14 protein-coding genes are annotated in these 12,264 nt (G+C 71.9%); 6 read left to right on the plus strand and 8 right to left on the minus strand.

Annotation, left to right across the window (positions count from 1 at the left end; all coding sequences use genetic code 11):
* The first annotated feature begins 259 nt into the window (after window positions 1-259).
* Window positions 260-538: a helix-turn-helix domain-containing protein gene (locus ABS772_RS03125; RefSeq protein ID WP_350392147.1), complete on the plus strand. Its 279-nt coding sequence runs from the start codon at window positions 260-262 to the stop codon at window positions 536-538.
* A gap of 9 nt (window positions 539-547) precedes the next feature.
* Here the strand turns inward: ABS772_RS03125 and ABS772_RS03130 are convergent, their stop codons facing one another.
* Together ABS772_RS03130 and ABS772_RS03135 are read right to left on the minus strand one after the other, a co-directional pair.
* Window positions 548-1,789, minus strand: a complete 1,242-nt coding sequence (locus ABS772_RS03130) for an NAD(P)/FAD-dependent oxidoreductase (RefSeq protein ID WP_350392096.1) — start codon at window positions 1,787-1,789, stop codon at window positions 548-550.
* The gene (locus tag ABS772_RS03135) at window positions 1,786-2,775 is read right to left on the minus strand and encodes a LysR family transcriptional regulator (protein ID WP_350392098.1); all 990 of its coding nucleotides are present in this window, start codon (window positions 2,773-2,775) and stop codon (window positions 1,786-1,788) included. Before ABS772_RS03135 ends, ABS772_RS03130 begins: the two co-directional genes overlap by 4 nt.
* 205 nt (window positions 2,776-2,980) lie before the next feature.
* Between ABS772_RS03135 and ABS772_RS03140 the strand changes: the two genes are divergently transcribed.
* Together ABS772_RS03140 and ABS772_RS03145 are read left to right on the plus strand one after the other, a co-directional pair.
* Window positions 2,981-4,036 carry a class 1 fructose-bisphosphatase gene (locus tag ABS772_RS03140; RefSeq protein WP_350392100.1) on the plus strand — a complete coding sequence of 352 codons (1,056 nt, stop codon included), beginning with the start codon at window positions 2,981-2,983 and terminating at the stop codon, window positions 4,034-4,036.
* A gap of 43 nt (window positions 4,037-4,079) precedes the next feature.
* Window positions 4,080-4,940, plus strand: coding sequence for a phosphoribulokinase (locus ABS772_RS03145; protein WP_238255421.1), 861 nt, complete (start codon window positions 4,080-4,082; stop codon window positions 4,938-4,940).
* Between the two features lie 106 nt (window positions 4,941-5,046).
* On the opposite strand, the gene ABS772_RS03150 is transcribed toward ABS772_RS03145, so the two are convergent.
* From ABS772_RS03150 to ABS772_RS03165, 4 genes are all read right to left on the minus strand, one after another.
* Window positions 5,047-5,943, minus strand: coding sequence for a hypothetical protein (locus ABS772_RS03150; protein WP_350392103.1), 897 nt, complete (start codon window positions 5,941-5,943; stop codon window positions 5,047-5,049).
* Window positions 5,944-6,116: 173 nt separating this feature from the next.
* Window positions 6,117-6,863 carry a YebC/PmpR family DNA-binding transcriptional regulator gene (locus ABS772_RS03155; protein WP_350392105.1) on the minus strand — a complete coding sequence of 249 codons (747 nt, stop codon included), beginning with the start codon at window positions 6,861-6,863 and terminating at the stop codon, window positions 6,117-6,119.
* A 346-nt stretch (window positions 6,864-7,209) separates the two neighbouring features.
* Window positions 7,210-8,022, minus strand: a complete 813-nt coding sequence (locus tag ABS772_RS03160; protein ID WP_350392107.1) for an MBL fold metallo-hydrolase — start codon at window positions 8,020-8,022, stop codon at window positions 7,210-7,212.
* 32 nt (window positions 8,023-8,054) lie between these two features.
* Window positions 8,055-8,279, minus strand: a complete 225-nt coding sequence (locus ABS772_RS03165) for a hypothetical protein (protein WP_350392109.1) — start codon at window positions 8,277-8,279, stop codon at window positions 8,055-8,057.
* A gap of 182 nt (window positions 8,280-8,461) precedes the next feature.
* On the opposite strand from ABS772_RS03165, the gene ABS772_RS03170 reads away from it, so the two are divergent.
* On the plus strand, window positions 8,462-8,785 hold the full coding sequence (locus ABS772_RS03170; protein WP_350392111.1) for a hypothetical protein: 324 nt from the start codon (window positions 8,462-8,464) through the stop codon (window positions 8,783-8,785).
* A 9-nt stretch (window positions 8,786-8,794) separates the two neighbouring features.
* On the opposite strand, the gene ABS772_RS03175 is transcribed toward ABS772_RS03170, so the two are convergent.
* Window positions 8,795-9,928 carry a GNAT family N-acetyltransferase gene (locus ABS772_RS03175; protein ID WP_350392149.1) on the minus strand — a complete coding sequence of 378 codons (1,134 nt, stop codon included), beginning with the start codon at window positions 9,926-9,928 and terminating at the stop codon, window positions 8,795-8,797.
* Window positions 9,928-11,307 carry a lipopolysaccharide biosynthesis protein gene (locus tag ABS772_RS03180; RefSeq protein ID WP_350392113.1) on the minus strand — a complete coding sequence of 460 codons (1,380 nt, stop codon included), beginning with the start codon at window positions 11,305-11,307 and terminating at the stop codon, window positions 9,928-9,930. Before ABS772_RS03180 ends, ABS772_RS03175 begins: the two co-directional genes overlap by 1 nt.
* Window positions 11,308-11,583: 276 nt before the next feature.
* Between ABS772_RS03180 and ABS772_RS03185 the strand changes: the two genes are divergently transcribed.
* Window positions 11,584-11,853 (plus strand): BrnT family toxin, encoded by a 270-nt coding sequence (locus tag ABS772_RS03185; RefSeq protein WP_350392115.1) that lies wholly within the window; start codon window positions 11,584-11,586, stop codon window positions 11,851-11,853.
* Window positions 11,835-12,221 carry a helix-turn-helix domain-containing protein gene (locus ABS772_RS03190; protein ID WP_238254528.1) on the plus strand — a complete coding sequence of 129 codons (387 nt, stop codon included), beginning with the start codon at window positions 11,835-11,837 and terminating at the stop codon, window positions 12,219-12,221. The genes ABS772_RS03185 and ABS772_RS03190 overlap by 19 nt, the downstream gene beginning before the upstream one ends.
* Window positions 12,222-12,264 lie beyond the last annotated feature (43 nt).

Raw genomic sequence — 12,264 nt, forward strand, 5'->3', positions numbered from 1 at the left:
CGATCCTGTCCCTTTCCAGGCGCCGCAGACCTTGTGCGCCAGGACGCCGCCATGAGCGAGCCGGCCGCTCGAGCGAAATGCCGTTTCGCACAAGCTTTGCCGAAACGAACCGGCCTTTCGGAGGGTTGATGGGGCAGCCGCGCGTTGCCGCGCCGGGTGGCGCAGAGCGGGGCGGCACGGAACGCGTGCGGCGAAGGCTGAGGAGAGCGGATTGACCGGATCGGATGAAGGCGTGTCGAGCGGAGCCTCTCCCAACACGATGAATGCCGCCCAGTGCCGGGGCGCCCGCGGTCTGCTCGGCTGGTCGGAAGTGGAGCTCGCCCGCCGCTCGGGGCTGGACGAGGGTTTCGTGAAGGGGTTCGAGGCCGGCACGGGCGATCCCGCCTCGGGCCAGATCGAGGCCTTGCGCAGCGCCCTGATGCAGGCGGGCGTGGTCTTCACCGACGGCGCGACGCCGGGCGTGCGGCTCTCCGCGCAGCAGCGCGGCGGCGACGAGGGCACCCGGCTCGATCAGCTCACCACCGAGAACGACCGCTGAGGGCGAGCCTCACCCCGTCGCCAGGGCCTTGAGGTCGAAGCCCGGATCGGCGGCCTGCTCCGGCGACAGCGACTTGGCCGCAGCCAGAAGGCGGCGCGCGGCCATGTGGTCGGCGGGGCGGTCGACCGATTCGACGGCGCTGAGGCGTCCCTCGCGGAAGCGGAACACCGAGAAGCCCGCACCCGTCGGGCGCAGGACGCTCGCGTCGCCCGGCGCGGCGAGCCCGGCGATCTGCAGCTTGCGCGGGCCCTGATCGCTCCAGAACCACGGCACTGCATCGTAGGCGGCGGGCCGGCCGGTGAGACGGGCGGCGAGGCAGCGGCCCTGATCGACCGCGTTCTGCACCGATTCGATCCGCACCCGGTCGCCGCCGGGCATTCCGGCCGCGAAGCGGCTGGGGAAGCGCACGCAGTCGCCGATGGCCGAGACCGCCGGATCGCTCGTCGCCAGGAAGGCGTCGACCTCGATTCCGTCCCGCACCGCGAGTCCGGCCTCAGCCGCGAGTTCCTGGTTCGGCACCACGCCGATGCCGACGACGACGAGGTCGGCGGGCAGGCTCTGCCCGTCGACGGTGCGGATCGCGGCGGCCCGTCCCCCCTCGCCCTCGATGGCGGTGACGCCCGCCCCGAACAGGAAGCGGACGCCGGCCTCCTCGTGGAAGGCGCGGAACGCCTGCGACGTCTCCGGCGAGACCGCCCGTGCCATCACGCGCTCGGCCGCCTCGATCACGGTGACGGACAGGCCGCGGGCGGCGCAGACCGCCGCGAATTCGAGGCCGATGAAACCCGCTCCCACCACGACGATGTGGCGGACGCCCTCGATCGCGCCGCGCAGGGCGTCGGCGTCGTCGATCGAGCGGAGCTGGCGCACGCCCGCGAGGTCGGCCCCCGGCACCGGCAGGGCTCGGTTGCGGGTGCCGGTGGCGAGGATGAGGTGGTCGTAGGCGAGGCGCTCGCCGTCCGAGAGCCGCACGTGGCGGTCCTCGCGGTCGATCGCCGTCACCCGCGTCCCGGACAGGTGGTCGATGCGGTGCTCGGAAAAGAAGCTCTCCTGCCGCAGCAGGAGACCGCGGGCGTCGGTCTTGCCGGCGAGATAGGCCTTCGACAAAGGCGGGCGCTGATAGGGGAGCGCGGCCTCCTCGCCGACCAAGGTGAGGCGCCCGGCGAACCCCGCCTCCCGCAGCGAGGCGGCGGCCTGGAAGCCGGCCTGCCCCGCCCCGACGATGACGACGGCGTCCATCGGCCCGCTCACTCGCCCGCCTCGGCCGGACTGCGGATCGCCCTGGGGGCCTGCACGGTCCCGTCCCCTTCCGCGAAAAAGCCGCCGGGGATGGTCGGCAGGAAGCGGCGCCCCTCCTGCGTGAGGTAGTCCCAGAAGGCGTCGGAGGCGGGACCGAGCACCTTGTCGGCGCGGCGCACGACGTACCAGTCCCGCCGGATCGGCAGGCCCTCGACGTCGAGGAGGACGAGGCGCCCGCTCTCCAGCTCCGCCGCCACCGAGTGGCCGGACAGGAGCGCGATGCCGAGCCCCGCCATCACCGCCTGCTTCAGCGTCTCGTTCGAGCCCGAATCGATCCCGAGCTTGGCCCGGCGGATCATCACGCCGCTCATGAACTCCTCGAAGACCGAGCGCGTGCCCGAGCCCTCCTCGCGCACCAGGAAGGATTCCTCGGCCAGATCCGCCCGCGTCAGGCCGCGCCGCCCGGCCATCGGATGGTCGGGGGCGGCGATCAGCACCAGCGGATGCGGCCCGAAGGTCTCCGCCTCGATGGCGAAGTCCCGCGGCGGGCGGCCCATGATCGCGAAATCGATGTCGTAGTTGCGCAGGGCCTCGATCGTGTCCTGGCGGTTGCCGACGGTGAGCGAGATCTCGACCTTCGGGTGGCTCTCCATGAAGCCGGCAATGACGAGCGGCGCGAAATACTTCGCCGTCGACACCACACCGAGGCCGACCCGGCCGCCGCCGCCGCCCTTCAGGGTGCGCAGGCGGTCGGTGCAGGTTTCCAGCACGGTGTTGATGCTGTTGATCGCCCACAGCATCTCGCGGCCGGCATCCGTCGGCTTGAGGCCGGTCGGCGTGCGGTCGAACAGGAGGAGGCCCGCCTCCTCCTCCAACTGGCGGATGCGCGCGTAGAGCGCGGCGGAGGTGACGTTCAGCTCCTGCGCGGCCCGCGTCATGGTGCCGAGCCGCGCCACCGCGGCCACCGCCTGAAGCTGCTTGAGCGAGAGATTGCGCATGCCTCGTTTTTAGTTTTTTTGCGGGGCACCACAAGTTTTTTTAGAAAACCTTCGACAGCTCTCCCCTGCCGTCTGGCGCTGCCGCCTCGCCACAGCGTATCATAGGCCGTGACGGGCCTGCACGCCTCCGCGCGCGCATGGCCGCCAAGAACGCCGCGCAGGCCCTGAAAGTCACGCGGCCTCGACGGGAGCGAGCCTTAGAACGATGACGAAGCCGTACGGGTCATCCCTCGACGATCATCTCGACGCCGAGGTTGCGCGGGACGCCTCCCTGGCCGACACCGCCGCCACGATCCGGGCGCTGGCCGCCGCCGCGATCGACGTGAGCGAGACCGTCGGCCGCGGGTCGCTGGCCGGCGACCTCGCCGCCCAGGGCGAGCACAACAGCGACGGCGACGTGCAGAAGGCGCTCGACGTGATCGCCCACAAGCGCTTCATGCAGGCGCTGGAGGAGGCTCCCGTGGCGCAGGTCGCCTCGGAGGAGGCCGAGGACGTCGTCGCGCTGAAGCCCGACGCGCCGCTGGCCGTCGCGATCGACCCGCTCGACGGCTCGTCCAATATCGGCGTCGGCATGGTGGTCGGCACCATCTTCGGCATCCGCCCGGTGACGCGGGACCAGGGGAGCGACGATCCGAACGCCTCGTTCCTGACGCCCGGCACGACGCAGACGGCCGCCGGCTTCGTCGTCTACGGCCCGGCCACCACCTTCGTGGTCACGCTCGGCAACGGCACCCGCATCTTCACCCTCGACCGGGCGGCGGGCGTCTTCCGCCTCACCCACGACGCGATGAAGATCGTGCCCAGCGCCAACGAGTACGCGATCAACGCCTCGAACGTCCGGCACTGGGACGGGCCGGTGAAGTCCTTCATCGAGGATTGCCTGCGCGGCACGGAAGGCCCGCGCGACCGCGACTTCAACATGCGCTGGACCGCCGCCCTGGTGGCGGACGCGCAGCGCGTCCTGATCCGCGGCGGCGTGTTCCTGTATCCGGGCGACAACCGGAAGGGCTACGCGCAAGGGCGCCTGCGCCTCCTCTACGAGACCGCCCCCATCGCCTTCCTGATCGAGCAGGCGGGCGGCGCCGCCACCGACGGCCAGAACCGCATCCTGGAGCGGGTCGCCGCCAAGATCCACGAGCGCTCGCCGCTGGTCTTCGGCTCCACCGAGGAGGTCGAGTGCGTGGCCAAGTACTATGACGGGCGCCAGCCCAGCGCCGGCCGCTCACCTCTCTTCGGCCAGCGCGGCCTGATGCGCAGCTAGAGCCTCGGCGCCCCTACGTCAGCAAGCCCGAACCATTCAGCCCATGTCGGCGCGTCATCCCATCATCTCGGTGACCGGCTCCTCGGGGGCCGGGACCACATCCGTCCGCAACACCTTCGAGCAGATCTTCCGCCGGGAGGATGTCAGCGCCGTCTATATCGAGGGCGACGGCTTCCACGCCTTCGACCGCGACACCATGCGCGCGATGATGGCGCACGAGCCGACGCTGAGCCACTTCGCGCCGCGGGCCAACCTGCTGCCGGAGCTGGAGGAGGTGTTCCGCAGCTACAGCGAATCCGGCACCGGCCGCACCCGGCACTACGCCCACGACGACGCGGACGCCGCCCGCTACGGCGTGCCGATGGGCTCCTTCACGCCCTGGGAGCCGTTCCAGCCGGGCTCGGACCTCCTGTTCTACGAGGGCCTGCACGGCTGCGTGGTCGACAACAACGTCGATCTCGCCCGCTATCCCGACCTCAAGATCGGGGTGGTGCCGGTGATCAACCTCGAATGGATCCAGAAGCTGCACCGGGACCGCTCGACCCGGGGCTACTCGACCGAGGCCGTCACCGACGTGATCCTGCGCCGGATGCCGGACTACGTGCAGACGATCTGCCCGCAATTCTCGTGGACGGACATCAACTTCCAGCGGGTGCCGACGGTGGACACCTCGAACCCCTTCATCGCCCGCTGGATCCCGACCGCCGACGAGTCGATGGTGGTGATCCGCTTCAAGGACCCGAAGGGGATCGACTTCTCGTATCTCGTCTCGATGATCCACGACAGCTTCATGAGCCGGGCCAACTCCATCGTCATCCCCGGCGGCAAGCTCGACCTGGCGATGCAGCTCATCCTGACGCCGATCATCATGCAGCTGGTGGAGCGGCGGCGGCGGCTGGCGTGAGCCTTCCGCAGACCGTCACGTCATTGCGAGGCGGAGCCGAAGCAATTCAGGTCGCGCCTCTGGACCGCTTCGCCTTCGCTCGCGACGACGGAGAGGATCACGCCGCTCAGGCGTCCTCGACACCCGCCATCTCGATGGGGGCCACCGCCCCCTGCCCGTCGAGGAACGCGGCGACCGCCCGCGAAAACTCCGGCGTGCGCAGGTAGCCGTAGGACTTGTGCGGGTTCACGCCGCCGCGCGGGCGGCGATAGCCGTTGATCACCGGGCAATCGGTCACGCCGACGCCCGCCGCGTTCGGGGCGTAGGACTCGGCCAGCGTGGTGCCGACGGTCGCCACGTCCTCGCGGTCGCCGAGATTGCTCCAGCGGGCGACGGCGTCCGGCACGCGCAGGCCCCCATGCTCCTCGGCGAGGTGATGCTTGATCTCGGCGAGCCCGAGGGGGGCGCCCATTGTGACGAGGTGCTCGATCCGCGGACAGCGCCCGTCGCGCTCGAGCCGGCGCAGCACGTCGTAGGCGATCAGCGAGCCCATGGAATGGGCGGCGATCAGCAGCGGCCGGCCGGCATGCTGCTCCAGCGCCTCGCGCAGGCGGTCGCGGGCGGCCTCGCGGAAGGCGCGGTCCTCGTAATAGCCCCAGAGATCGTCGAGCCGGTGCTCGATGATGAAATCGTCGAGGACGAGGCGCCCGGTCTTCTCCTGCATCCACTCGACGACGCGGTAGAGGCGGTCGGTCAGGGTCGGGGCGCAGGCGCCGTCGGCGCTCGGGAACGGCCCACTCCCCCGCACGGGGTAGTAGGGCTCCCGGTTGCGATCCTCGGAGAGCGGCGCGTCGTAGCGCAGGTCAGCCCAGTAGACGAACTCGAAGGGCAGCTCGGGCCGATCCGCGCCGAGGTTGCGCCGCAGCCCCTCGCGGATCGCGGCGGCCCACCATGCCTGCTTCTCTTCCTTCGGCGGCTTGTTGGCGAGGCCGTGGATGCCGAGGATGAGCGGGCGGTCCTGCATCGGTCGCGGAGGGGAGCCTTGCGGTTCGTCGTTCGCCGGCTCGGCACCGACATCGCAGGGCATATAGCGCGCGGGTTTCGGCGATCCGCGCGACAAATCGGCAGCCTGCTTCCGCTGCCGGAAATCTTCTCCCCACCGGCGGGCAGGAAGCGGACGAGGGACGGCGCGGCGCCTTACGCGCCCATCTTCTCCACGAGCGCGTCGGAGAGGGCGAAGTTGACGTAGACGTTCTGCACGTCGTCCTGGTCCTCGATCACCTCGACGAGGCGGATCAGCTTCTCGCCGGTCTCGTCATCGACGTCGATGGTGTTCTGCGCCTTCCAGATCAGGCCGGTGCGGCGCGGCTCGCCGAAGCGGGCTTCCAGCGCCTTCGAGACCTCGCCGTAGGCGTCCTGGGCGCAGGTCACTTCGTGGCCGTCGGCATCCGAGCGCACGTCGTCGGCGCCGGCCTCGATGGCGGCCTCCAGCATCGTGTCGGCGTCCGCGACGTCGGCCGGGAAGGCGATCACGCCGACCCGGTCGAACATGAAGGCGACGGCGCCGGTCTCGGCGAGGCTGCCGCCGGACTTGGTGAAGGCCGAGCGCACGTCGGAGGCGGTGCGGTTGCGGTTGTCGGTCTGCGCCTCGACGATCAGCGCGGCGCCGCCGGGGCCGTAGCCCTCGTAGCGGATCTCCTCGTAGTTCTCGCCGTCGTTGCCGGCCGCCTTCTTGATGGCGCGCTCAATGTTGTCCTTGGGCATGTTCTCGGCCCGGGCCGCGAGGATCGCCGCGCGCAGGCGCGGGTTCATCGTGGGGTCCGGCGTGCCGAGCTTGGCCGCCACCGTGATCTCGCGGGCGAGCTTGCTGAACACCTTCGAGCGGACCGCGTCGACGCGGCCCTTGCGGTGCATGATGTTCTTGAACTGGGAATGCCCGGCCATGGCGGGATCGTCTTCTCGTTCGTGCGGGCGGAGGGCTCCTTCCGTGCGGAAGGATCCTCGACGTCGCGCGGGATTGTGTCGGGGGCTCCGCTTATAGGCCGCAGCCGCCCCCCGAGGCAACGCGGCGATCCCGTCGCGAACCGGCCTCACCGGATCGCGTTCCCCCTCGAAGGAAGGATCGTGCCGATGCGCAGAACCGACACCGACCGCGTCGCCCGTCGATCCCGCGGCGGATGGCGGTTCGGCCTCGCCGCGTTGCTGGGCGCCCTCGCCGGCGCGACGCTGTTCCCGCGGCAAGCCCAAGGACGGCGGGAGGGGCGGCGGGCGGGCGGCGCGCCGGACGACCTCAGGGCTGATCCGTCTCCAGCAGGGCCCGGTAGCGCGCCGCCGAGCGGCTGACGACGGCGCTCGCATCCGCCGCGACGTGCAGGCCGAAGGCGCCGTAGAGGCGGGCGAAGGCCAGAGGTTCGAGCCGCGCCGCGATGCGGGCCACCGTGGCGCCGGAGAGCGGCAGCCAGTTCGGGTAGCTCCACAGGAAGGAGACGCTGTTCCGGTCGGCGCCGACCTGCACGATGTCGCCCGTCAGCAGGGCGCCGCGCCCCTCCGCGCCGTCCCGCCAGTGCAGCACGGTGCCGCCGGGGAAATGGCCGCCGAGGCGCAGCAGGGTCAGGCCGGGGGCGAGGGCGCGCTCGTCCTCCTCCCAGAACACCACGCGGTCGTCGGGGCGCATCACCCAATCGCGGTCGCGGGCGTGCAGGTGGACCGGCGCGTCGAAGGCCGCCGCCCAGTCCGGCATCGTGGTGTAGTAATGCGGATGCGAGATCGCGATGCCGGCCAGGCCGCCGAGCGCCTCCACCAGCGCGACCGTCGCCGGATCGAGCAGCGCGAGACAATCCCACAGAAAATTCCCATGGGGCGTCCGCAGCAGGAAGGCGCGCTGGCCGATACAGAAACGGGGCTGGGTCTCGATCTCGAACAGCGCGGGTTCGACCTGCCGCCACGCGTTGGCGTGAGCGGCCGCGAGCGCGTCGGGCGTCGTCCAGTGCTGACCGGAGGCGGGCACGTATTGCCGCTCCTCGTCGCAGATCGGGCAGCGCGCGGGCGGAGTCGGCGCGTCGGGGTAGCTGGTTCCGCAGGTGAGGCAGATGGGGATCGCCACGGGCTCGCCTCCCGCTTCAGCGCTCGGAGCGCTCAGCCGCCGCGGTAGCCTTGGCCGTCCGGAGATCGGCCGCTCTCCGAACCGGCTCCGTCGCGCGAGGGGATCTCCCCGTCCCGCTCGGAGCCCATGTCGCCCGGCTCGGTCGGCGCCGGGGAACGGTGTCCCGGAACCGGCGCGGCGACCGGGCGCTGCTCGAAGGTCCGGGCACTCGGTGTCTCGACGGGGTCGTCGGGTCGGGTCGCGTCGGTCGGGCTCACGGGATGTCTCCGGGTCTTTCCCGGTGAAGAGCCGCGTGATCCGTCCGGTTCCCTGGCGCCGGACAGCCGCGAGGCCTATCGCCGACGGGAGCTGAGAACCCACCTAGCGCAATCCCGGTTCAACGGGCAGAACACGGGCTCTCCCGCAGGCTCCCCCCTCCGACGCGGACAGGTTCACGACGATGCGGCGCTCGCTCTCTCTCCTCCCTCACGCTCTGTGTCTCGGCGCCGCCGTTCTCGGCCTGCCCGTCACCGCGGCCCTGGCCCAGGAACGGCCCTACACCCCGTCGATGACCTGCGCGGCGGTGCAGGCCCTGGTGGCGCGGCAGCGCCGGATCGTGCTCGCAACGAGCCCGAACGCCTACGAGAAGGTCTATTACGAGAGCGGCGAGTGCCGGAACGAGGTGACCGCCCGCCCCGCCTTCGAGCCGACCCTCGACGATCCGTACTGCTTCGCCGGCTATCGGTGCGTCCAGCGCAACAACGGCGAGAACTCGACGCGCTGAGGGCGCGCGTCAGCCCCGCCGCAGCAGCCGCTTGGCCTCGGCTCGGGCGCGGTGCTCGAACCGGGCGAGACGCAGGCGCCGCTCCAGGGAAATCAGGCCGGCGCCCGGCGGCAGGGCGATGATCTCGGCAATCGTCTCGCGCTCGGGGTAAAAACTCTCCAGCGCCGAGCCCGGCATCGTCGCCGAATCGAGCCGGTCGGCGAAGCCGTCCGCATGGACGGCGCGGACGATGGCGTCCTCCAGCACGAGGCCGGGGGCCTGGGCGCGCAGGCTCTCGTCGTAGGCGGTCTTGAGGAGATAGGCGGTCCCGCCGCAGACCAGGGCGAGGCTCGCCGCGACCGTCCGGCCGTCGAGGCGCAGCCAGTCGGCCCGAACGGTCACCGGACCGTTCCCCTGCCGGAACAGGGCGCGGGCGAACGCCTCCGTCTGCGGTCGGCTCCGCAGAGCGGTGCCGGCCTCGCCCTTCCAGCCCGCGGCCTCGACGGCGAGGAAATCCTCCAGCGCCCGCTCCAGCGCCGCCCCTTCCGTCGCGCTCTCGACGGTGAGGTGGCCCGCCTCCTCCAGCCGCCGGCGGCGACGGCGCAGATCCTTGAGGCGGCTCTTATGCGGGTGGCCGGCGAGGAAGGCGTCGTAATCGGCCCGCCGGTCGAGCACCGGACGCTCGAACCGCGCGACGGTGCCGACCTGCCAGCCCGCCCGCGCCATGGCGGCGAGGAGGCCGGCGCCGAGGCGGGCCTCGGTCGCGAGCAGCGGCCAGCGCCAGGGACGCCCGCCGGAGGCGAGCGCGAGGCCCTCGACCAGGGCATCGAGCCGCCCTTCGAGGCCGGGACCGTCCGCGACGAGGGGCGCCGTCGCCGTCACGTAGGGCGAATGGAACGGCTGCGCGACCGTCGCGCCGAGGCCGATGATGTCGGGGCGCAGGGTGAACGGCAGCAGGGCCGTGACCGCGCCCGCCTCGCGGACGACCACCGCCGCGAGGCGGGGATGGCACAGGCCGTGGTCGCGGTGCGCCGCGACGACCGCGCGCGCGTAGAACGGATGCGGTGCGACGGCCCGGACGGCCACGGCGTCCCAGGCCTCCGCGGCGATGGCCGCGACGGGCTCCACGGCCGCTCCGGAAGAGCCGGAGAGAGGGGCGCGCATCATCGAGCGGCACTCCGCCGAGGGAATTCGACGACCGGCGTCGAGAGGCCGTGGAGGGTCCGGGCGCCGAGCGCCAGGGCCAGCCCGCGCAGTGTCTGGGCCAGCGCCACCGCGACCGCCGCCCCGGCGACGCCGAGCCCGGGGATCAGGACGAGGCAGAGCAAGGCGGCGAGCGCCAGCATCGCCAGGGTGATGCCGGCGCAGAGCCGCTCGCCGCCGAGCATGGTCAGCACGTCCTCGGCTGGGCCGAACAGGCTCGCCGCGACGCTGCCGGCGACGAGGATCGCCAGGACCGGCAGGCTGGCGCGGAATCCCTCGCCGAACAGGCCGAGCAGCAGCGGCGACACCGCGAGGATGCCGAGCCCGACCCCCGCCGTGGCGAGGAAGGTCCAGCGCGCCTGGATCCGCACGAGCTGCGCGAGCCCCGCCTCGTCGCCGTGCGCACGGGCGGCGGCGAGGCGCTGGGCGGTCGTGGCCGAGGCCGCGTAGTGCACGAAGGCGACGAATTGCTGGATGCGGGTGGCGGCGAAGTAGAGGCCGACGGCCTCCGGCGGCGCGAGGAAGCCGAGGATCACGACATCGACGAAGCCGAAGGCGCTCGCGGCGAGGTCGCCCGCGGCGATCGGCAGGCAGGCGGTCAGCCAGAGGCGCCAGCGGTAGAGGCGCGGGCCGCGCGGGAGGTGGCGGCGCAGGCGCGCCAGCAGGAGGACGGCCTGTGCGGTCGCGGCGAGGCCGGTCGCGGCCAGCGTGCAGGCGATGGCGGCCCAGGCCTCGGCCGGCGCCCCCGAGAGCACCGCGCCGACCATCGCGGCCATGATCAGGGCCTGTCGCAGCAGGTAGGGCGGCGCGATGGCGAGGAGCGGCCAGCCCTGGCTGCGGGCCACGCCCTCGAGATAATCCTGGAAGGCGAAGAGCGGCACGACCAGCGCCGCGACGAGGATGGGCGTGCCGTAGGGTCCGGCGAGCAGGCCGCCCTGCAGGAAGGCCACGGCGAGGCCGCCGAGCGAGAGGGCGAGCCCGCCGCCGAGGCTCGCCAGCGCCCCGCCGAGCAGGAAGCCGCGCACGCTGTCGAGCCGGCCCGTGGCCTGGTCGGCGGGCAGGAAGCGGCAGGCACCCTGGGACAGGCCGAAGGTGGCGGTATGGCCGAGGATGGCGATCCAGACCCAGACGGTGGCGAAGATCCCGTACTCCGCGCCACCCATCATGCGCGCCATCAGGACCTGCGCCCCGTAGGCGAACCCGGCCGCGCCGATGCGAACCGCGAAGACGGCCAGCGCCGAGACCGCCGCGGCGGCGCGCAGCGACCGAAGTCGGGCCAGGGCTGTGGAGACAGGGGAGGAGGATGCGAGACCGCCCGCGATCACCTTGGTCGCCGTCATGCTGCACCATCCGGAAGGTGCCGTGCGCCGGAATGCCGGCAGGCTCGGCACCTGCCTATCGGCTCGGCATTTCGAAGCGGTAAAGCGGTCCCGGCAAACTGCCTCGTGCCACGCCCGGCCCGGCCACTGTCCACAATCGATCGTCCCGCGCGTCACACATCGCCGCGCGGAAGCATCGGCGCAACACGCTCGCGAAGCCGCGACCGAAGGTTCGTCGACTACGCTGAGAGCGCATTCCCTTCTTGCGCGAGATACGCTGACAGCGTACGGTCCCGCATGGAGTTCGACTTCGACCCCGCCAAGGACGCCAAGGTTCGCGCCCAGCGGGGATTCGGGTTCGCCGACGCCGTGGCGATCTTCGCCGGCAAGGTGCTGGAGCGGCGCGATACGCGTCAGGACTACGGCGAGGTCCGCATCATCGCCACCGGGCAGGCGCGCGGCGTCTTCTACACGGTGGTCTACACCGACCGCGGCGCGGTGCGCCGGATCATCACGGCATGGCCCGCCAACGAGAAGGAGCGCGCAGCATGGCACGCATCACGTTAGAGGAGGCGCTCGCGCGCGCATCCACCGTCGATCACGAGAAGCTCGCAACGACGTCCGAGGCCGAGATCCACGCCTACATGCGAGAGGACGGGTACGACCCCGACGCCTCGATCGATCCCGGCCAAGTCGTCTATCCACCGCGCGCGGTGCGCGAACAGTTCGGCCTGACTCAGGCGGCGTTCGCGGCGTGGGTCGGCATTCCGCTGGCGACGCTGCGCAACTGGGAACAGGGGCGCACGAGTCCCGACCCCTCGGCAAGGGCGCTGATGCGCGTGATGGCACGCGAGCCGAAGGCCGTGCGGCGCGCGCTCGGAAGCGTCGCCCCCGATCTTACGAGGAGATCGTCAGGGCAGCGCTCGAAACCGTAGTCTTCATCGCGGGCCGAGACACCGGTCAGGGCGCGTCGAAGTC

The sequence above is a fragment of the Methylorubrum podarium genome, from assembly GCF_040270385.1.
GTDB lineage: Bacteria > Pseudomonadota > Alphaproteobacteria > Rhizobiales > Beijerinckiaceae > Methylobacterium > Methylobacterium podarium.

Excerpts from the sequence above, each read along its gene's own strand:
- ABS772_RS03125 (WP_350392147.1), top strand. The coding sequence starts at position 260 with ATGAATGCCGCCCAGTGCCGGGGCGCCCGCGGTCTGCTCGGCTGGTCG.
- ABS772_RS03135 (WP_350392098.1), bottom strand. The coding sequence starts at position 2,775 with ATGCGCAATCTCTCGCTCAAGCAGCTTCAGGCGGTGGCCGCGGTGGCG.
- ABS772_RS03140 (WP_350392100.1), top strand. The coding sequence starts at position 2,981 with ATGACGAAGCCGTACGGGTCATCCCTCGACGATCATCTCGACGCCGAG.
- ABS772_RS03145 (WP_238255421.1), top strand. The coding sequence starts at position 4,080 with ATGTCGGCGCGTCATCCCATCATCTCGGTGACCGGCTCCTCGGGGGCC.
- ABS772_RS03150 (WP_350392103.1), bottom strand. The coding sequence starts at position 5,943 with ATGCAGGACCGCCCGCTCATCCTCGGCATCCACGGCCTCGCCAACAAG.
- ABS772_RS03155 (WP_350392105.1), bottom strand. The coding sequence starts at position 6,863 with ATGGCCGGGCATTCCCAGTTCAAGAACATCATGCACCGCAAGGGCCGC.
- ABS772_RS03170 (WP_350392111.1), top strand. The coding sequence starts at position 8,462 with ATGCGGCGCTCGCTCTCTCTCCTCCCTCACGCTCTGTGTCTCGGCGCC.
- ABS772_RS03175 (WP_350392149.1), bottom strand. The coding sequence starts at position 9,928 with ATGCGCGCCCCTCTCTCCGGCTCTTCCGGAGCGGCCGTGGAGCCCGTC.
- ABS772_RS03180 (WP_350392113.1), bottom strand. The coding sequence starts at position 11,307 with ATGACGGCGACCAAGGTGATCGCGGGCGGTCTCGCATCCTCCTCCCCT.
- ABS772_RS03185 (WP_350392115.1), top strand. The coding sequence starts at position 11,584 with ATGGAGTTCGACTTCGACCCCGCCAAGGACGCCAAGGTTCGCGCCCAG.
- ABS772_RS03190 (WP_238254528.1), top strand. The coding sequence starts at position 11,835 with ATGGCACGCATCACGTTAGAGGAGGCGCTCGCGCGCGCATCCACCGTC.